Source organism: Trichocoleus desertorum ATA4-8-CV12 (genome assembly GCA_019358975.1).
Lineage (GTDB): Bacteria > Cyanobacteriota > Cyanobacteriia > FACHB-46 > FACHB-46 > Trichocoleus > Trichocoleus desertorum_A.
This window is the reverse complement of record JAHHIL010000009.1, coordinates 80,229-99,648: the sequence shown is the minus strand read 5'-3', so window position 1 is coordinate 99,648 and position 19,420 is coordinate 80,229. Positions and strand designations below refer to the sequence as shown.

Annotated in this window: 16 protein-coding genes; 10 read left to right on the top strand and 6 right to left on the bottom strand. The window is 48.3% G+C overall.

Going from position 1 to position 19,420, the window contains the following annotated elements; translation table 11 throughout:
• Positions 1–142: 142 nt before the first annotated feature.
• Positions 143–1,027, bottom strand: a complete 885-nt coding sequence (gene dapA, locus KME12_10300) for a 4-hydroxy-tetrahydrodipicolinate synthase (protein MBW4488167.1) — start codon at positions 1,025–1,027, stop codon at positions 143–145.
• 69 nt (positions 1,028–1,096) lie between these two features.
• Positions 1,097–2,140 carry an aspartate-semialdehyde dehydrogenase gene (locus KME12_10295; protein ID MBW4488166.1) on the bottom strand — a complete coding sequence of 348 codons (1,044 nt, stop codon included), beginning with the start codon at positions 2,138–2,140 and terminating at the stop codon, positions 1,097–1,099.
• 840 nt (positions 2,141–2,980) lie between these two features.
• On the opposite strand from KME12_10295, the gene tig reads away from it, so the two are divergent.
• The 5 genes from tig (at position 2,981) to KME12_10270 (ending at position 8,142) form a co-directional block, all read left to right on the top strand.
• Positions 2,981–4,432: a trigger factor gene (gene tig, locus KME12_10290; protein ID MBW4488165.1), complete on the top strand. Its 1,452-nt coding sequence runs from the start codon at positions 2,981–2,983 to the stop codon at positions 4,430–4,432.
• A 373-nt stretch (positions 4,433–4,805) separates the two neighbouring features.
• Positions 4,806–5,501, top strand: coding sequence for an ATP-dependent Clp endopeptidase proteolytic subunit ClpP (gene clpP / locus KME12_10285; GenBank protein ID MBW4488164.1), 696 nt, complete (start codon positions 4,806–4,808; stop codon positions 5,499–5,501).
• A gap of 7 nt (positions 5,502–5,508) precedes the next feature.
• Positions 5,509–6,849 (top strand): ATP-dependent protease ATP-binding subunit ClpX, encoded by a 1,341-nt coding sequence (clpX, locus tag KME12_10280; protein MBW4488163.1) that lies wholly within the window; start codon positions 5,509–5,511, stop codon positions 6,847–6,849.
• Between the two features lie 87 nt (positions 6,850–6,936).
• Positions 6,937–7,887: an alpha/beta hydrolase gene (locus KME12_10275; GenBank protein ID MBW4488162.1), complete on the top strand. Its 951-nt coding sequence runs from the start codon at positions 6,937–6,939 to the stop codon at positions 7,885–7,887.
• 54 nt (positions 7,888–7,941) lie between these two features.
• Positions 7,942–8,142, top strand: a complete 201-nt coding sequence (locus tag KME12_10270) for a hypothetical protein (GenBank protein ID MBW4488161.1) — start codon at positions 7,942–7,944, stop codon at positions 8,140–8,142.
• Between the two features lie 54 nt (positions 8,143–8,196).
• On the opposite strand, the gene KME12_10265 is transcribed toward KME12_10270, so the two are convergent.
• Positions 8,197–9,489 carry a S41 family peptidase gene (locus KME12_10265; GenBank protein ID MBW4488160.1) on the bottom strand — a complete coding sequence of 431 codons (1,293 nt, stop codon included), beginning with the start codon at positions 9,487–9,489 and terminating at the stop codon, positions 8,197–8,199.
• 236 nt (positions 9,490–9,725) lie between these two features.
• Positions 9,726–10,949, bottom strand: a complete 1,224-nt coding sequence (ispG, locus tag KME12_10260; GenBank protein MBW4488159.1) for a (E)-4-hydroxy-3-methylbut-2-enyl-diphosphate synthase — start codon at positions 10,947–10,949, stop codon at positions 9,726–9,728.
• Between the two features lie 169 nt (positions 10,950–11,118).
• Between ispG and KME12_10255 the strand changes: the two genes are divergently transcribed.
• Positions 11,119–11,823, top strand: a complete 705-nt coding sequence (locus KME12_10255; protein ID MBW4488158.1) for a hypothetical protein — start codon at positions 11,119–11,121, stop codon at positions 11,821–11,823.
• A gap of 452 nt (positions 11,824–12,275) precedes the next feature.
• Here KME12_10255 and KME12_10250 read toward each other — a convergent pair whose 3' ends face one another.
• Positions 12,276–13,331 carry a glycerate kinase gene (locus tag KME12_10250; protein MBW4488157.1) on the bottom strand — a complete coding sequence of 352 codons (1,056 nt, stop codon included), beginning with the start codon at positions 13,329–13,331 and terminating at the stop codon, positions 12,276–12,278.
• 54 nt (positions 13,332–13,385) lie between these two features.
• Positions 13,386–13,718, bottom strand: coding sequence for a DUF565 domain-containing protein (locus KME12_10245; GenBank protein MBW4488156.1), 333 nt, complete (start codon positions 13,716–13,718; stop codon positions 13,386–13,388).
• Between the two features lie 204 nt (positions 13,719–13,922).
• Here KME12_10245 and KME12_10240 point away from each other — a divergent pair, with 204 nt between their 5' ends.
• From KME12_10240 to KME12_10225, 4 genes are all read left to right on the top strand, one after another.
• Positions 13,923–14,597 carry a hypothetical protein gene (locus tag KME12_10240; protein ID MBW4488155.1) on the top strand — a complete coding sequence of 225 codons (675 nt, stop codon included), beginning with the start codon at positions 13,923–13,925 and terminating at the stop codon, positions 14,595–14,597.
• Positions 14,598–14,726: 129 nt separating this feature from the next.
• Positions 14,727–16,589: a glycosyltransferase family 39 protein gene (locus tag KME12_10235; protein ID MBW4488154.1), complete on the top strand. Its 1,863-nt coding sequence runs from the start codon at positions 14,727–14,729 to the stop codon at positions 16,587–16,589.
• Positions 16,589–18,199 (top strand): glycosyltransferase family 39 protein, encoded by a 1,611-nt coding sequence (locus KME12_10230; protein MBW4488153.1) that lies wholly within the window; start codon positions 16,589–16,591, stop codon positions 18,197–18,199. Before KME12_10235 ends, KME12_10230 begins: the two co-directional genes overlap by 1 nt.
• Positions 18,200–18,315: 116 nt before the next feature.
• Positions 18,316–19,404: an LptF/LptG family permease gene (locus KME12_10225; protein MBW4488152.1), complete on the top strand. Its 1,089-nt coding sequence runs from the start codon at positions 18,316–18,318 to the stop codon at positions 19,402–19,404.
• Positions 19,405–19,420 lie beyond the last annotated feature (16 nt).

The following is a 19,420-nucleotide window of genomic DNA, read 5'->3' as shown; positions in this document are numbered from 1 at the left end:
TCAAGAAATGTCAGGATATTAGGCGCTTGCTAGAACTACAACGGTCTGTCCAGAAAGAAAATTGTCTAGAAAGAGACATAGCTGAAATATTTAGTTGTCTGGAAAACTTGAGCGATCGCCTGACTAACCTGGCATCGCGATGCTAGAACAAGGCTAACTCAGTGAAGACGGCTTCCAGAGCAGCAACAACATCGGCAGGTGGGTCACAGAGGGGAAGCCGAGAAGGGCCGACATCCCAACCTCGAAGTTTCATCGCTGCTTTGACAGGAATTGGATTTGTTGTCAAAAACAAAGCCTTGAATAAAGGGAAGAGGCGCAGGTGAATTTCGGTAGCTGCCTGGACTTGTCCTTGTTCGAACGCTTGGATCATTTGTTGCAGTTCTGGGCCAACGATATGGCTGGCAACACTGACCACACCTTTAGCTCCTACAGCTAGCAAAGGTAATGTTAAGGAATCGTCCCCTGCATAGATTGTAAATTCGGAAGGGGTCGATCGTCGAATTTGACTGGCTTGATCTACGTTACCACTAGCTTCCTTAATCGCCACAATATTAGGAATTTCGGCTAACCGAGAGACGGTTTCGGGTTGTAGGTTTTGCCCCGTCCGACCTGGCACGTTATAGAGCATCAAAGGTAGATCAGGACTAGCTTGTGCGATCGCCTTAAAATGCTGATACAGCCCTTCTTGGGGAGGCTTGTTGTAGTAAGGCACAACCTGCAAGGACCCATCTAAGCCTAGCTTCTCGGCCTTTTGAGTGGCAGCGATCGCTTCTTGGGAAGAATTGGACCCAGTGCCTGCCATTACCTTGGCTTTGCCTGCGACGGCTTTTTGCACTACCTGAAACAGCTCATACTCCTCATCCCAACTGAGCGTAGGAGATTCGCCTGTAGTGCCACAGACAACCAGCGTATCTGTTCCATTATCAGCTAGATAAGCGGCTAGTTGCTCAGCAACAGAATAATTAACAGTGCCATCTGCTTTAAATGGCGTGAGCATCGCAGTGAGAACGCGTCCAAAATCTACCACGCTCTTTCAACTTCTCCTCATGATGAATAGGCCAAAGATTTTTTAGCTGTGAGTTAGCAATAACTTTCGTCAAGTTGTCAGCGCCACAGCTGCCGACTGGAGTAGGTTTTTCGCAACCAGTAATTCGGCAATCTGTACTGCGTTGAGAGCCGCGCCCTTGCGAATCTGGTCACCACTCAACCAAAGCTCCAAACCACAAGGATGAGACAGGTCTTGACGAATTCGACCCACTAAAACTTCGTCACGGCCACTTGCTTCAGTTGGCATCGGGAAGTAATTGGCTTGCCAATCTTCAACTAACTTGACCCCAGGCGCTTGGCTCAGTAACTCTCTAGCTTGAGCTACATCAAAAGGCGCATCAAACTCTAGGTTAATCGCTTCTGAATGAGCCCGGAGTACGGGAACCCGTATGCAAGTTGCCGTAATTCTGAGGTCAGGGGCTCCAAAGATTTTGCGAGTTTCATTCACCATCTTCAACTCTTCTTCGCAGTAACCCTGTTCGGTCAACTTAGAGTTGTGTGGGAACAAGTTAAAAGCGAGTGGATAGGGAAAAACCTTGGTGGTGGGAGTCTCACCGTTAAGAATAGCTTGAGCTTGAGCCTTGACTTCCTCCATTGCTCTCGCACCCGCACCACTAGCAGATTGGTATGTAGCTGCCACAATCCGCTTGATGGGTTGAATTTGATGTAAGGGCCAAACTGCAACTGACATCAAAATTGTAGTGCAGTTGGGGTTAGCAATGATGCCTTGGTGTTTAGCGGCAGCGTCTGGATTGACCTCTGGAACGACCAAGGGTACTTGAGGGTCCATGCGAAAAGCGCTGGAGTTATCAATGACCACTGCCCCTGCTGCCACTGCCTTGGGTGCCCAAGCTTTGGAGATTGAACCTCCAGCTGAGGCCAAAACTAAATCGACATTGGCAAACGAGTCTTCGCCGACAGCCTCGATAGGTAATTCTTCACCTTGAAAGGTAAGAGTGCGCCCAGCCGAGCGTGGAGAAGCCAGTAACTTCAGCTCAGAAACTGGAAATTGGCGACTTTGCAATAGCTCAATGAGTTCTGTGCCAACTGCGCCCGTTGCTCCCAAAATGGCAACTCGATAAGACTGACCCAAATTGATAGCCTCCCTGGTATGGATAATTTTGCGATCGAATTAAAATATCTGCAAGAAATATAAGGTTAGAGCTGGATAAGAATCATCTAGAACTGTGACTTTACAGGTGACTTTTTAGCTGTTTTTTCTGGCTGACAAGGCATTTATAGGATTTTCTCTGATTACTTTTGATTCCTATAGAATTTCATCGAATAAGATTGAACCCTAATTTGGGTGTTTTTGGCTAGCAAGTCTCAAAAACGGAGGTTTCAACATCTTAACGGATTTTGTTCGTACTGAAAAATGGCTCACATTGTCTAAGTAGTTAGGAGTCTCAGCGCTCCTTAATTAGGATCTTCGCATAAGACTGGGTTTCATCCGCTTAGCTTTGTGGTTTGGGGTGCGTCGCTGCTGGTTAGAGCTAGCTGTAGTAGCCCTGAGACTAGATGGAGGGGCAAGAGCACTAAAGTCATTGGGTGCATTTGAGTGCTACTCTGCCAAAGAACAGCCTAGATGAACTTAGATCAAATTTAATTCATTGCGTTCATGGCTGGTTAGGATCGGTTAGGATAGCTAATTGCAGTTAAGCGAAATTTCCCCGAATTGCTGAACTGAGCTTTGTCACCCTGACCTTTGGTTAAGTGATAGAGCAGGTAATTAGCCCTGTAAAAGCTAAGTCATACCGATTGCCCTGAGTATGCCCTGAGTACTTAATGCCTACAGTAATCAAGGTGTTGCTGGGCCAGGGGTTGACCTCAATATCAGGGATTGCTCAAGGAAACCCGTGCTTTAGGGCACTGTATCACAAACCTCAATCCCTGTTGAACCAGAAAGTTTAGTTGTCTAAAAACTGCAGAGCCAATGAAAGTTACCCAGGAAAAACTTCCCGCCAGCCAGATTGGTTTGGAAATCGAAATTCCGCCAGACATGTCTAAGAAAGCCTACGAGCAGGTCCTGCAAGAGTTTACTCGCTCGGCTAATATCCCTGGGTTTCGGAAAGGCAAAGTTCCCCGTCAAGTATTGCTTCAGCGCTTTGGTTCTACTCGAGTGAAGGCTGCGGCGCTAGAAGAGTTGGTTCAGAGTGGTGTCCGTCAAGCCATTGAACAAGAAAAAATCGATGCGATCGGTAACTTCCAGTTGCGCTCTTCGTTCGAGGATTTAGTTCAACAGTATGAACCTGGTTCTGTCCTCACTTTCTCTGCTGCTGTAGATATTCAACCAGAAGTGAAGCTAGACCAATACACTGGCTTTCAGGTTCAGGCAGAAAAAGTAGAGTACGACCCCCAACAGGTCGATAAAGTTTTAGAAGAGCGTCGGGCTGAGCTGGCGACTCTAATTCCGGTCGAAGGTCGTGCTGCCCAGATGGGTGATACGGCTGTGGTGGACTTTTCTGGTCGCATCGTTGCCGAAGAAGGTGCTGAGGGAGAAGCCGCTGAAATTCCTGGTGGCCAAGCTGAAGACTTCCAAGTCGAGTTGTCGGAAGGCCGATTTATTCCTGGTTTTATCGACGGTATGGTAGGCATGAATCCGGGGGAAACTAAGGAAGTCTCAGTTAAGTTCCCAGAGGATTATCCTCAAGCCGATTTGGCGGATCAGCCAGCCGTTTTTACCATCACGCTGAAAGAGCTAAAGGAAAAGGAACTGCCAGAACTGGATGATGATTTTGCTCAAGAGGTGAGTGAGTTTCAAACGCTGGCTGAGTTGCGGGCTTCAATTGAGTCCAATTTCCAAAAGAACGCTGATAGCAAAACTGATGCGAATAAAGAACAAGCAATCATTAGTGAGTTGCTGAAGCAAATCGAGGTGGATTTGCCCATGACCTTGATCGATCGCGAAGTTGACTATATGTTGACCCAGACTGCGATCGAGTTGCAAAACCAGGGGCTTGACATCAAGCGGCTATTCACTCAAGACATGATTCCTCAGTTGCGAGAGCGATCGCAGCCCGAAGCGATTACTCGGATCAAGCGCACGCTGGCTCTAGGTGAAGTGGCGAAGCGGGAGTCTATTCAGGTAGAACCCGAAGCGATCGCGACTCGCATCAAAGAAGTGATGGAGCAATACAGCGATCGTGATATCGATCAAGAGCGGTTGCGGAGTGTGGTTGAAGAAGACCTGTTAAAAGAAAAAATCTTAAAGTGGCTAGAAGAGCGCTCTACGATTGAACTTTTACCCGAAGGGTCTCTTGCTAAGACCGAAGATGAAGAAGAGTCAGCAGAGCTGGAAGCTGAAGTAGAAGCAACACCTTCTGCAGAAGCGACAGTGGACGTGGAAGCAAGCGTTGTTCCAGCAGATGCAGAGGCTAGTGAGTAGTACTGCACTCTGTTAGATTGCTGGGGTTGGATGAGCGGTTGAAACCCCTCATCCAACCCCAGCTAGCAAAGTTAATATGGTGAAGTCGTAGTTTCACGTAAATTTTCTTGAGGGAGCGATCGCTTTAAGCGCACTCTACGGTCCTAGCCGATACAATGACTAGTTAGCTACCTAGGCGTGATCAAGCAAGGTTTATTGTGCATTTCTCCCTCACCTACAGCCAGTCTTAGATGAGTTGAGGCATAATGGTCGCATATAACAGATTACAAGCGTTACGATTTCCTCTCAGGAGCATGTTCTCCTAAAGGATCGTAAATAAACGCTCGAACTGTTTAGTTGACATCACAGCCCTGAACTTCAGTTCTTAGCCTCTATGTTGGTATCTCAGTCCCTTTACTCCCCTATCAGCAGCCTTAACTTGCTAGACGTTGCTTCCACTGGCCCCAGCAACGTCATCCCGATGGTAGTGGAACAATCTGGTCGGGGTGAGCGGGCGTTTGACATCTACTCACGACTCTTACGGGAGCGCATTGTCTTCCTAGGCACTCCAGTGGATGACGCGGTCGCTGATTCCATCGTGGCTCAACTGCTGTTTTTGGAAGCAGATGATTCAGAGAAAGATATTCAGCTTTACATCAACTCGCCGGGTGGTTCTGTCACTGCTGGCATGGCCATCTATGACACCATGCAGCACATTGCTCCAGATGTAGTGACGATGTGCTTTGGGTTGGCTGCTAGCATGGGAGCTTTTCTCCTCTCCGGTGGAGCCCCTGGCAAGCGGATGTCACTGCCTAGTTCCCGAATTATGATTCACCAGCCCCTGGGTGGAGCGCAGGGTCAAGCTGTTGACATTGAAATTCAAGCCAAAGAAATTCTATATCACAAGCGCAAGCTGAATGAGCTATTGGCTGGTCATACTGGTCAGTCTCTAGAGAGGATTGAAGCCGATACTGAGCGCGACTTTTTTATGTCGGCGGTTGAAGCAAAAGACTACGGTTTAATTGATCAAGTTATTTCTAGGCAGAACATTCCCCTTCCGGGAGAGGCTGTCACCGCACTGAAATCATGAGGCAGTTATGTCTAAGTACGACTCCCATCTAAAATGTTCCTTCTGTGGCAAGTCTCAAGAGCAGGTTCGCAAATTGATTGCTGGGCCGGGAGTCTACATTTGCGATGAGTGTGTCGACTTGTGTAACGAAATTCTGGATGAGGAACTGTTTGACTCTAGTACAGCAGCTCCTCAGCCCACCCCTCGACGGGAGCAACCTGCGGAAAAGCGACGCACTCGCGCCTCCAGTCTCTCGTTGAATCAAATTCCTAGACCTCGGGAAATCAAAAAACATTTAGATGAGCACGTCATTGGTCAAGATGAGGCCAAGAAGGTGCTGTCAGTCGCAGTCTATAACCACTACAAACGTCTCAGCTTCATGCAGGCTAAAGGTAGTGCTAAATCGTCTGATGACCCCGTAGAGTTGCAGAAGTCTAACATCCTTTTAATTGGCCCTACGGGTTGTGGTAAGACGCTGCTCGCTCAAACCCTGGCCGAAATTTTGGATGTGCCTTTTGCCGTCGCCGATGCCACAACCTTAACTGAAGCAGGGTACGTCGGTGAGGATGTCGAAAATATTTTACTGCGCTTGCTACAAGTGGCAGATTTAGATGTAGAAGAAGCCCAGCGAGGCATTATCTACATTGACGAGATCGACAAAATTGCCCGTAAAAGTGAGAACCCTTCAATTACTCGTGACGTTTCAGGGGAGGGAGTTCAGCAGGCATTACTAAAGATGCTGGAGGGAACGGTTGCAAATGTGCCACCCCAAGGAGGTCGCAAGCATCCCTATCAAGACTGCATCCAGATTGATACCAGCAATATCTTGTTTATCTGCGGGGGTGCTTTTGTCGGTCTAGATAAAACTGTGGAGCAGCGCATCGGCAAGAAGTCGATTGGCTTTATTCAGGCAGGCGATGGACAATCGAAAGATAAGCGAACGGCAGATATTCTGCGACACTTGGAGCCAGATGACTTAGTCAAATTTGGCATGATTCCAGAATTTATTGGTCGCTTACCCATGGTGGCGGTGGTCGATCCACTGGATGAGGATGCCCTATCTGAAATTCTGACTGAACCTCGCAATGCCTTGGTGAAGCAGTACCAGAAGTTGCTGAAGATGGACAATGTGCAGCTGGAGTTCAAGCAAGAAGCGGTTCGGGCGATCGCTCAAGAAGCCTATCGGCGTAAGACTGGGGCACGGGCGCTACGAGGCATTGTGGAAGAACTCATGCTAGATGTGATGTACGAGCTACCCTCCCGTAAGGATGTGACCTGCTGCACCATTACTAAAGAGATGGTTGAGAAACGCTCAACGGCTGAGCTATTACTGCATCCGTCATCTTTACCAAAGCCTGAGTCTGCATAATGGTGCTAAAGCATCTCGAAGCTTGAGTAGTAGGTTTTTTAGCCAAAAACCTGTAATCTCAATCTGAAGTTTAAAACCTGCTTAGCAATGCCTTATATTCCAATTCGTGGTGTTAATCACTACTATGAGTGGATTGGTACGTCGGATCGCTCTGTGCCGTCGGAGAAACCAGTCATGGTTTTCGTTCATGGCTGGGGCGGTTCAGCACGGTATTGGGAAAGTACAGCTCAAGCTTTATCAGATACATTCGATTGTCTCCTCTACGATCTGCGAGGATTTGGGCGTTCCTGTTTACGAGCAGACCAGCAACCCAGTTCTGTCGGCGAGCAGACCCAGCAGCAAAGTGTAGACAGAACAGTAGCCGCAGAGACTGAACTCCTGCAAGCGGCTGAGAGTACTGAAGATTTGATCTACGAACTAGAAAGCTATGCGGATGACTTAGCTACTTTATTGCAAAAGTTGGGATTGGAGCGGGTTTATCTGAATGCTCACTCGATGGGAGCTTCGATCGCGGTTTTTTTCCTAAATCTTTACCCCCAGTTTGTAGAGCGGGCAATTCTGACCTGTAGTGGCATCTTTGAATACGACGAAAAGGCTTTTAGTGCTTTTTATCGGTTTGGCGGCTATGTGGTGAAATTTCGCCCCCGTTGGCTGGCTAAAATTCCCTTTGCTAACCGCATGTTTATGGCTCGGTTCTTACACCGACCGTTACCTCATGCTATTAGCCAAGCTTTCCTGGAAGATTTTCTCTTAGCCGACTATAAAGCTGCCCTCGGAACCATTTTTACTTCAGTGAGCAAAAAAGCGACTGAAGTGATGCCACAAGAATTCGCTAAGCTAACGGTTCCAACTCTCTTAGTTGCTGGGGAGCATGACATCATTATCCCTGCGTCAATGGGGCAGCAAGCTGCTAACTTGAGTGAAAAAGTAGAGTTCTGCCTGATCCCCGACACGGCTCATTTTCCCATGATGGAAGACTCAGAAACCTATCTCCAGCGCGTACGGGCCTTCACCCATGTTAAGCAGCCTAGCTTGTAATGATTGGGTATAGATATTGCTGACGATCTACTGGAGCTAGCGGGGAGCAACTACATGGGTAACGAAGAAGCTTGGTATATTGTGAAACAGCCCAATGGATCTTGTGAGATCTTGCCTGCAACTGAAGTTGAGGTAAACCAATCTGGTGAGCAGTCTACGACCTCAGCAGAACGTTGGGGGCCATTTGGTTCGCACAGTCAAGCGATCGCTCGTCGCGTTGGGCTGATTCGTGCAGGTAAGTGCCAACCTGTTTAGAGCCAAAGGTAAAAACTAAATGAGGGTGAGGAACGTTCTCACCCCACTGCTGGCTTAGCGCATACTAGATTCGGCTCGCGTGCCTTTTTGGGTGGCAATCCTTTGAGTGAGCACAGACAAGGCCTTGGCATATTGTGGATCTGAAGCTGTTCCTACCTTGTCGCGATCGCGGCTCAGTTCTTCTCTCTGAGTATCACTGAGTTCTATTACCACGTCGGGAGCAATGCCGTGCTTGTTGATGTCTACCCCATTAGGAGTGAGGTATTTAGCGATCGTCACCGCTAACCCCGAACCATCGCCTAGACCTCGGACAGATTGCACTAAACCTTTGCCAAAAGTCTGAGTCCCAATTAAAACAGCTCGCTTATTGTCTTGCAAAGCGCCTGACAGAATTTCGCTGGCACTTGCAGAACCCCCATCGACCAAAACGACTAGGGGTTTATTGGTCAAGGCGCGGCGATTAGCTCTTTCACGATCTGTTTCGCCTTGTCGATCGACTGTAGAGACGATCGCGCCATCATTTAACCACATGCGAGCAATTTCAATGCTGGAGTAGAGCAGACCACCTGGGTTAGAGCGGAGATCCAGAATGTAACCATCTACCCGCTTTTCCTCTAGGTCCTGGATGGCTTTTCGCATCTCAGAGGAAGCATTGGCGCTAAATTGCGATAGACGAATATAGCCAATGTTAGCGTTGGGTGCTTGCTGAGTGGTGTACTTGACTGGATGAATTTCAATGCGATCGCGCTTCAATCGAAACTCTAATTGCTCTTTCTCTCTTAAGACGGTCAGGGTGACTTGAGAACCAACAGGACCGCGAATCAACGTCACAGCCTTATCAACATCCATCCCTTCGGTGCTCTTGCCATCAATTTTGAGAATCGTGTCTTTGGCAAGCACTCCAGCTTTAGCGGCAGGTGTATCTTCGATCGGAGCCACAACAACCAGCTTCTTGGTTTTCTCATCCTGAGACAACTGGATACCAACGCCAGTAAGTTCGCCTGACGTATCGATCTGCATATTCCGGAACTCAGTCGGGTCCATGAACCGGGTGTACGGGTCATTCAGCTGCTTGAGCATTTCCCGGATAGACTTGTAAGCTTCTTCCTTATTGCTGTAAGAACGGTTCAAATATTGGTTGCGAACTGTCTTCCAGTCAACTTGATTAAAACTGCCGTCTACATAGTTGCGATCGATAATTTGCCAAACTTCGTCAACTATTTCCTTAGGACTTTCGCGGAAAAAGGCTTGACTTTTAGATAAATGAATGCCAGCTCCAGTGATGCTGACAGCAGTGAGTGCAACTGCTGTTGCACCTAAAACAAGCGCGCGTTTTGTCATGTCCATATGCCTACAGAGCTGGAAGGGATTGGTTTGCAAAGAGTACAGCGTGCGTTTGTACCAAAGAGATTGATCTAACCAAGCACTCTTGGATAGAGCCTCACACCCTTATGACTTAGATTGAATCGCCATACACTAGCAACTGTCAGCACTCGGTTTTCAATCTAAAGTCATGCCAATAGTAAAGACTATAACAACTTTATTTCGCTAGCCTCAACTCCAGCCGGAAATCCATGCTTGATTTAAGGATCAACCCAGCGATCGTCCGCCTTAATCAGATTAATTAACTCTGTAACGCCTTGATCTTCCGGAACTTTTTTAATCTCGTCTCGCCCTCGGTACAGAGAAATGTAGCCAGGTTGCTTCCCAACATAACCATAGTCAGCATCTGCCATTTCACCGGGGCCGTTAACAATGCAGCCCATCACTGCAATATCAAGTCCTGTTAAATGCTTGGTTGCTTCACGAACTTTGTGGAGAACTTCTTCAAGATTAAAGAGGGTACGCCCGCAGGAAGGACAGGCGACATATTCCACCATCGTTTTCCGCAAACCTAGAGCTTGCAGAATGCTGTAACAAACCGGAATCTCTTTTTCGGGGGCTTCGGTGATAGATACCCGAATAGTATCGCCAATGCCATCGGCTAACAACGGCGCTATACCAGCCGTAGACTTGATGCGACCGTATTCGCCATCCCCTGCTTCAGTCACTCCTAGATGGAGGGGATAATCCATACCCAACTCATCCATCCGCTTTGCCATCAGGCGGTAAGCTGCCACCATGACAGGCACCCGCGAAGCTTTGAGAGAAACGACCAAATTGTGAAAATTCAGCGACTCGCAGATCTGAATAAACTCGATCGCAGATTCCACCATGCCTTCAGGGGTATCCCCATAGGTGAACAGCATGCGCTCAGCTAAAGAACCATGATTAACTCCAATCCGCATTGCCTTACCTTGGTCCCGTAAGGAAATAACCAATGGTTCTAGGGTTTCGCGAATTTTGGCTCCAATCTCGTCAAACTCGGCTTGGGAGTATTCAGTGCGGTCAGCCTTGGGCTTTTCAAATACATATAGCCCTGGGTTAATTCGGACTTTATCAACGTGCTTGGCAACTTCTAGGGCAATCTTCATGCCGTTGTGATGGACATCAGCCACCAAAGGCACGGGCTGATAGGTTTCTGCTAGTTTTTGCTTAATATCTTTGAGCGCGTAAGCATGGGCCAGACTGGGTACTGTCACCCGCACAATTTCACAGCCGATCTCATGGAGACGGCGAATCGCGGCAACTGATCCCTCAATATCCAGGGTGTCTTCGTTGATCATCGATTGCACGACGACTGGAGCACCTCCACCAATCGTGACATTACCGACCTGGACAGGACGGGTTTTGCGGCGTCGGATGGTGGTGTCAACGAAGGTTTGACCGGAGGCGGTGGAGGTAGTTGGCGTGGGCAGGGTTTGCATACGCTGATGGCTGGCTTCTAAACCAAGACAAGTAAGTGTTTCTCTCTATCTCTCAGATTGCCACAGTTAGGCTTCATTTAACTAAAGGAATTCAAATTTGCGTAATTCTCTCAGCAGAACTAGTAGGTACAGATTGTTGAATTAAAAATCTGTAATCAGGGAAACTACAGTGACTAATATGGGTGTTTTTAAGGTGTCAAACTTGGCTTTGTTCGGTGCTGGTGTGGGTTTGTTATTGCTGAGTACAACACCACAAAGAGTAGTGGCTGAGACAGCCGGAGATCTGTTGTGCCAGAAATCTCCTCATAACTCGCAGTGTGTGAAACAAGGTACGTCTGCGCCAAGCCCTACCAGTTATGCCGCAACCGCCAAGGCAAATTTGCGGGTTGTCCCTGTGGAGCAAGACTGGCGATCGCCAAAATCAGAGATTCCTTGGTCGGAACCTGTGATTGTACGCGATCAATTTGATGGCGAATATTTAGCTGTATTTGACAAAAGCCACTCTGGTAGCGCTTTTTGGAGCGGGCGGGAATCGGGAGTCGTCACTCAATGGACACCGACTAAAATTGCTGTGTTTGCCTATAAGAAGACCAGCTCTTGTGGATTCCTGACTTGTAAGAACATCATGGACTCGTCTTTAGTCGGCAAATCCCTCGAAATTAAATTAGGGAGCGAAATCTTCAAGCTAGATGGAGAAGATAGTACGTTTGCTGTCACTCCTGAGCTAGCCAAAGCATTGCAAAGTGCTCCTGCGGAGGAAGTTGTGATGAGAATTACTTTGGCTGGTAATGGTTCGACGATCACAAACAAAATTGGTAAAGGCACCGTTCAAGCTTGGAAAACGGTTTACCAAGCAGGAGAGCCAACTCGTTAATTCGTAGATAAAAGCGATCGCTCCTCTGCACTAAAAGCGATCGCCTCTGTAATTCTACAAATTAGCTGATCAGTCTTGAGGGAAATCGGGGAAAACCCATTGAGGCGGTTCACTCACTCTTCTGCGGGCGCGTTCCTCAGCAATTTCCAGCATCTTATCGAGTGAAGTATTGGCTACAAACTTGGTTGCTGCCTCCTTGTACTCCAAATTTGGGCATTGATCCCCAAGGACACAACCGTTCTTACAAGCTTCGGCACAGTTTATAGAGGCTGACGTCACTTCTGTTCTCCTAAAATCTCAAAATGACAGTTGGTTAAAGCAGCTTTTTAGAGTTGTTGGCAGAGGCGATGCTCTTTCAGATTTTACCTCCAGAGATCGCGCCACCCATCTGAAACTTGAAACCTTTTTCTAGTTGGGGATCAAAGCTCTTAAGTTCTGTGACTGCTGCTTGATTAGTCCTGAAGTGTTGAGTCTTGGGGCCGATAGACCCTACCCGGCGAATGATCGGCGTTAATTTCAACTACTAAATCAACATAGCGGGGATCGCGAGTCAGTGGTTGGATGAATAGCTCAGGATGCAATGCTTTCCAGAAATATTCCACAAACTGATTAATCTCGCGATCGCTCATGCCGCTCCTACCCGCTGCAATCATTCGGTGTTCCGCTTGTCGCCGCCATTGCTGACTCAGGCGGTAATCGGTTGGATGAAGCACCATGAGTCGGTCTAATTTGGCCCAAAGTGGCAGATAATCTTGCAACTTTGCGTTCATATCTTGCGCAAAGTCACGGTCTACTTCGGTTACAATTGGAGGTGGTGCGGTAGCAAATGCTGCTGGGTTAATCGGGCGAGCTCCGACAAACCAACCTTCAAACAGCACAATTGCAACACCTCTGACTACCTCTGGTACGGTTCTATCCCCTGCTCCGTTAAACACAGACTTGTCAAACCGAGGAACTTGAACCGAAGCGGACGGGTCAGCATGGCGTAGCTGGTCTAAAACCATGCAACCTAAATCCACATCGTGAGTCCCTGGTGGTCCCCGCCACACTAGGCGAGGATCGTTAGCTCTGAGGCGTAGCCGATCTGAATAAGTTTTGTACAGATCGTCGAGCGAAAAACTGAGGGTACGATACCCTAAGTGGCTAAGCAGCAAGGTTAAGATCGCGGCTAGAGTAGTCTTGCCTGTTCCCTGTCCACCTGATATTCCCTGCACGAGGGTTCGTCCTAACGCTTGATGGCGTGCTGCCAACTCTAAAGCTAAGGGCAACCACAAATTCCATAGGGGAACTAGAAGGTCAGAGTCTTGGCGAAAGGTGTGCTGACAAAACTGTTGGATTGCTGGATAAACACCTTGAAGCAGGTGCGATCGCACCTTGACAGCCTCGCTGACATTGATAGAGTTAATGCCAAAGGCTTTGGCTCTCAATGAATCTTCTAAAAGCCAAGTCTCCAGTTGCTGCTGCAAGACTGAGTTCGGTATCTGTCCTGCTACCCAATTTTGCAGGATTAGGTTCAAAGATGAATTGGATGGCTGCATGCCTTTACGCATCGCTGATTTGGTCTAACTGCCGATCTTGAATGCCTCAATGAACATGCCATAAATCAGGCCCAGTTTAACGGCATTTAAAGCTTCTAGCAGCAGTGATTGTGTTACCCCCTGACGATTGCTGTAAACAATTCGGCTAATTGCTTCTGTAAACGCCATTAAGACTGCGGCTGCAACAATGTCCCACGTGGCTGCCTGCCCAGTAGTAGTCGGAATGGCTGTCCCTGAGAAGATTCCGAAGAGCACGCTGATCACCAGCACCGATAGCCGTCGCCAAGGGTTACGCAACCACCGTCCCAACTGACCCAGCACTCCATCTACAAGGTTGTTTAGGCGGGTGTTTTGCATGAATAGCGTAGGCTCCAAATGGGTGACGCAACGGGATCACAAAAACAGATCTTAGTGACAAAGTATATAACTCCTGTGCAGGGGAAGATGACCTGTAGCAGGGGCAAAGTTGATGACATGAACTTGAAACGCATAGTGTGAATCACACAGCGGCGTAAAAATTTCACCGTACAGGTTTTCGATGACTGGGGTAGGGGGCACACCATGAAGCAGGGGCAAGTGAGCAAGCAGATGAAATCGATCGCCTATCCGATAGCTGCGATCGCTGGAACAAGTTTATTTCTCGGCACAGCGGCGTTAGCTTTAGGTTGGTTACAAGTTGGTGTTTGGATTGGTCCCGTGGAACCGAAGGCTTCTGCCATTCCAGGAGTTGTTCCGGCGAAGGAAACGGCAATGAATGTGGCCCTGCGATCGGCTACAGGTAATTCTCCTATTTTGTCTTCCACTGAGGTTGATCCCCTAGTTCAGCCAGGTAAGGCTCCAACCCAGATCGCTGCCAACAGTAGCCCTGCTCGCTTGAATGCAACCCCTAATCCTGGTGGTTTGCGGGTCAGTAACCCGACCGATTATCCAGTTCGGGTCGCTCTGTTAGCGCAACAACCTCCAATTAACTCCGCTCAAGCTTCCTTAGCTCCGACTGGTAAAGCACCTGTCTACGGCCAGCCTGCCCACTGGGATTTTGCTCCTGGCGAGGGCAGCACTCAAGGCTTAGTTTTATCTCTGCCCGAAGGAAATCTACAACTCAAAAAAGGAGATGTTCTGGTAGCGTTTGCTCAAGATGGCTCGCGCCGTTACTGGGGGCCTTACGTCATTGGAGAAACGAACCAACCTCTCTGGAATGATCAAAGCTCTGAGTGGCAACTGAATCTGCAACCTTAACCGCTTCAGAAATTAGTCCTGGATTCACGTATTCTGACGCCTAAGTTCACGGATCGGATGATAATACTGGAGAACTTAAAACTTGGTTCTCTCGTCTCTAGTATTTTGTTCAGCCTTGTTGAATTTTGGATGAAATTGAGTGTGGGCCGCCGTATTGTATATTTGCTGAAGCGTGACGAGAAGCAGCGTCCAGCGTTGATTTGGACCCTGGCGATCGCGTGGTTGCTGTTGATTGGCTGGATCGCGTTTTTTGGGCACTTAGGCAGCATTGGCTTAATTGACGAAACTGAGCCGCTGTTTGTGGAAGCTGCGCGACAGATGACAGTGACGGGTGATTGGATTACGCCCTTTTTTAATGAAGTGCCTCGCTTTGATAAGCCTCCTCTAATTTATTGGCTGATGGCGATCGCCTTTAAAGTCTTTGGGGTGAATGAATGGGCCGCTCGGCTTCCTTCGGCTTTGGCAGGATTTGCCTTGAGCTGTTTTTGCTTTTATACGTTACGTCAGTTTGGTTGGCCTCACAGATTCTCAAAAGCTACGACTCAGAAGCTACTAGCTAACTCATCAGAGCCTTCAATAGCACCCAATCAAGCTGTTGACGCTGGACAAGACTGGCAGTTGTGGCTGACGGCTGGGCTGGGAGGCACAATGGTAGCGTTGCACCCCTACACGTTCTTTTTTGGACGAACTGGCTATTCGGATATGCTACTCAGCCTCTGTATGGGCGGCTCGTTGTTAGCTTTTTTTATAGGGTATGCCCATACTGAAAACCGCAAAGTTCAAATTCGCTGGTATTTAACTTTCTATGTTTTGATTGGGCTAGCGGTGCTGACGAAAGGGCCTGTCGGAGCGGTGCTGCCTGGGCTGATCCTTAGTGCTTTCCTGCTCTATGTTGGCCACTTCAAAGCAGTTTTGCGGGAAGTACGTCTTGGTTGGGGGGCTTTGATTGTTTTAGGGTTAAGCGTCCCTTGGTTCGTGCTGGTGACGTTGGCTAACGGGCAAGCCTATATTGATTCATTCTTTGGCTACCACAATGTAGAACGCTTTACGAGTGTGGTGAATCAGCATGGTGGCCCCTGGTATTTTCACTTTTTGGTTGTGTTAGTCGGCTTTTTACCTTGGTCAGTGTTTCTGCCTGCCGCGATCGCCCGTCTGCAATTTTGGCGACGTCGAGCTTGGCAACAGCAACCCCGCTCAACTCATTTAGGATTGTTTGCTGGTGTTTGGTTTGCAGTTGTCCTAGGATTTTTTACCATTGCTGCAACCAAGTACTTCAGCTATGTGCTGCCCTCCATGCCTGCTGCTGCGATTTTGGTGGCCCTGTGGTGGAGTGAGCAAATTGCCAAAGCAGAACTTGGGCAGCAACAATCACGCAGCTTAAAGCTCAGCACGATTGCGGGGATCGCTTTATTTGCTTTGTTGGCAGCAGCTTGTCTCTATAGCCCCCAGTGGTTGAGCGATGACCCAACCATGCCTAACTTAGGGACACGTATGGAGCAGGCAGGCTTGGCAGAGTGGGGTGGAATTATTTGGGGAACTAGCGCGATCGCTGGGCTTCTCCTGTTACTAAAGCGGCAAGCACAGTGGTTTTGGGGCGTTAGCTTGATTGGGTTTGCGGCATTTCTGCTCTGGTTCGTGACTCCCATGTCTTTTCTTGTGGACGCGGAGCGGCAGTTACCCCTGAGAGAAATGGCTGCCGCTGCCGTCAAGGCAGAAAAGCCCCAAGAGCCGCTACTGATGATTGTGCGCGGATTTCACAAGCCTAGTTTGGTGTTTTATACAGAGCGACCCGTTAATTTCTTGATGAATCCGGAAACAGCCGCACCCGAAATTCAGCAAGCGATCGCCCAACCCACTGTTCCAGGTTCGGCCTTAGTGATTGCCTCGCAGAAAGCTTTAACCAGATCGGGATTACAACCCACTCAATATCAAGCGATCGCTCAATCTGGGATTTATCAATTGATTCGAGTTCCTAAAACAGGTCAGCCATAATGCAAGCAGCACAAAAGTGGCTAACTTCCCGATTGAATCAGTGGGTAGTTTTTTTGCTGGTTGGGGGATTGTTGATACGAGCTACCATTGCGGCTTGGCTATATCCCGGTTTTGACGAAGCCTACTACTATCTTTATGTGCTCCATCCAGATTGGAGCTATTTTGACCATCCGCTGCTGGTGGCTCTTAGCACTGGGTTCGGGCCTTGGCTCACAGGGATAGTTTCCCAGTTCACGATCCGAATTGGGACGTTGCTCCTGTATACCGGAGCCTTGATCTTTCTGTACTTGACCAGTGCCACCCTTTTCTCTGCACGAGTCGCAACTTTGACTCTAGCGATCGCCACTGCCATTCCCATCTTTCAGGTAGGCTTTGGCATTTTGACGGTGCCCGACACGCCGCTGATGTTTTTCTGGGCTACCACCCTCTATGTTGCCGCTGTGGAATTTTTTCGAGTTCCGCAAAGCTATCGACCCAGTTGGCGATTAGCGTTGATTAGTGTTTTGGTTGGTTTGGCCTGCTTAGGGAAATATCACGGCTTTCTGCTGGGGTTCGGGTTAGTTGGGTTTTGCTTAACCAGCGATCGCCATCGCTCGGCCCTCTTTTCTCCTTGGATGGGCCTTGGTTTAGCGTTGTTTGCGCTCACTCTCTCCCCCATGCTGCTGTGGAACTGGCAGCGAGATTGGGTCTCCTTCCGATTTCAATCTGGGCGGGCGGTTCCTAGAGATCAATACGATCTACTGGCTCTCCTTAGCACCTTTTTAGTCGGAGTTGCTTACCTATTCCCTACCTTTGGCTTTCCTTTGTGGTGGGTAACGCTGCGTCAGGCAGGCAAACAAATTATGCAGCCTTGGCGAAGCAAATCTGGAATTGATCTCAATTTGCATAGCAAACAGCGATTCATCCTCTGGATGTCTTTGCCCGTCATCTTAGTCTTTACCCTGATTGGCGGTTATCAACAGATTTTGCCAACTTGGCCCATGCCAGGATTTTGGGGGGCTACTTTACTGTTGGGTTATCAAGCCGCCTTGTGGCAAAAGCAAGCTCCGCGCGCCGTTCAGCGTTGGCTAGTTGGGTCTGGAACCACCATCATTGTTTTGATGTTGATTGCGCTGCTGCATGTGGCGTTTGGCATTGCTCAAACCACCAGCAATTATGCGTTCTTGGGCGGTATGTGGTCTCCTAAGGAAGACTCCTCTACACAACTAGTAGATGTGCAGCAGTTACGTCGGGGCTTTGCCGACAACCCCACATTGCAAGCAGCCCTGCAAGAGACTGATTTTATCTTTACCAATCGCTATTTCTTAGGTGGACAGATTGCAATGGCTTTGGAGCCTCTAGAACCTAAGCCGATTGGCTGCTTGTGTGAAGATCTGCGCGGCTTTGCGTTCTGGTCTAAGCCGAATCAATGGGTCGGGAAAGATGCCCTGTACATCACCTCTGAGCAATTTAAGGGTAAAACTGGTTTAGCTCCGTACCAAGGCTACTTCAGTAGTATCGATAAGATTGCAGATGTCCCAATTCGCCGGGGTGGCGCGATCGTGCAAGTCTTTTACGTTTACCGAGCCAAGAATCTGCTACAGCCTTATCCTCGACCCTACGGAAATTGATAGTTCTAAATTCGAGTAGGAGTTCGCACTGCTCCCAAACTAATCAAAGTTATTACTGTAAACCGCTTAAGACTTAACACCAAGGAGCTATTGGGATGGGTTTAAAGCTTTCCATTATGGACCGCTATCTAATCACAGAACTGCTGCCTCCTTTTTTGTTTGGAGTCGCCGCTTTCTCAGCGATCGGTTTAGCAGTCGGGGTCTTCTTCGACTTGGTGCAGAAGATTACGGATGCGGGAATTCCCTTCTCAACGGCTATACAGATTTTTTTGCTCCAAGTGCCAAACTTTGTCACCCTCTCGCTTCCCATGTCAATCTTGCTCGCTACCTTAATGGTTTATAGCCGCCTATCGGGAGATAGCGAAATTGTGGCGTTGCGGGGCTGTGGAGTGAGCATTTATCGGCTGATCGTTCCTGCGTTGATTGTCAGCTTGATTGCAACAGGTATAACTTTTTTCCTCAACGAGTTGGTAGTTCCCAGCAGTAATTATCAGGGAGAAACTTTACTAGAAAAGGCGTTGAGTCAAGATAAGCTGGCATTTCAAGAGAAAAATATTTTCTATCAAGAGTTTTCTGGAAAAAAACTAGCTCGCATTTTTTATGCTCATGATTTTAATGGTCAACGCATGCAGAATTTGACCATTCTTGACTTCTCGAAAGAAGAGCTGAATCAAATTGTAGAAGCAGAATCAGCAGTTTGGAATGTGGAGCAGAGCACTTGGGATTTTGCCAATGGCACTATTTATATTGTTGCGCCAGATGGTTCGTCTCAAAATTTGCTCAAGTTTGAGCGCCACCAACTCCGCTTACCCCGTGCGCCTCTAGATCTAGCGAATAAAAAGCGTAAGACAGATCAAATGAACATTGCTCAGGTGCGAGAACGTTTGACGCTTTTGGAGCAGAAAGGGGATGAGAAAAAGGAGATCCGCAAATATAGGATGCGAATTCAACAGAAACTAGCCCTCCCTTTTATCTGTGTAGCTTTGGGACTAGTTGGGGCGGCTCTGGGCACCACAAGTCGCCGTACCAACACTTCTACTGGCTTTGGCATTAGTATCTTGATTATTTTTGGTTATTACTTAATTGCGTTTATTAGTAATGCTCTAGGAGAAACGGGAGCATTTTCCCCTTTCCTCGCGGGGTGGTTGCCGATTCTTGTAGGAGTAACGGCAGGTGGAGCACTGCTGTTTCGGGCGACTCGCTAGCTCCCCCAAACTTAAA

What these genes read in the sequence shown, in the direction of transcription:
- tig (MBW4488165.1), top strand. Translation starts at nt 2,981, where the DNA reads ATGAAAGTTACCCAGGAAAAACTTCCCGCCAGCCAGATTGGTTTGGAA.
- clpP (MBW4488164.1), top strand. Translation starts at nt 4,806, where the DNA reads ATGTTGGTATCTCAGTCCCTTTACTCCCCTATCAGCAGCCTTAACTTG.
- clpX (MBW4488163.1), top strand. Translation starts at nt 5,509, where the DNA reads ATGTCTAAGTACGACTCCCATCTAAAATGTTCCTTCTGTGGCAAGTCT.
- KME12_10275 (MBW4488162.1), top strand. Translation starts at nt 6,937, where the DNA reads ATGCCTTATATTCCAATTCGTGGTGTTAATCACTACTATGAGTGGATT.
- KME12_10270 (MBW4488161.1), top strand. Translation starts at nt 7,942, where the DNA reads ATGGGTAACGAAGAAGCTTGGTATATTGTGAAACAGCCCAATGGATCT.
- KME12_10265 (MBW4488160.1), bottom strand. Translation starts at nt 9,489, where the DNA reads ATGGACATGACAAAACGCGCGCTTGTTTTAGGTGCAACAGCAGTTGCA.
- ispG (MBW4488159.1), bottom strand. Translation starts at nt 10,949, where the DNA reads ATGCAAACCCTGCCCACGCCAACTACCTCCACCGCCTCCGGTCAAACC.
- KME12_10245 (MBW4488156.1), bottom strand. Translation starts at nt 13,718, where the DNA reads ATGCAAAACACCCGCCTAAACAACCTTGTAGATGGAGTGCTGGGTCAG.
- KME12_10240 (MBW4488155.1), top strand. Translation starts at nt 13,923, where the DNA reads ATGAAGCAGGGGCAAGTGAGCAAGCAGATGAAATCGATCGCCTATCCG.
- KME12_10235 (MBW4488154.1), top strand. Translation starts at nt 14,727, where the DNA reads ATGAAATTGAGTGTGGGCCGCCGTATTGTATATTTGCTGAAGCGTGAC.
- KME12_10230 (MBW4488153.1), top strand. Translation starts at nt 16,589, where the DNA reads ATGCAAGCAGCACAAAAGTGGCTAACTTCCCGATTGAATCAGTGGGTA.
- KME12_10225 (MBW4488152.1), top strand. Translation starts at nt 18,316, where the DNA reads ATGGACCGCTATCTAATCACAGAACTGCTGCCTCCTTTTTTGTTTGGA.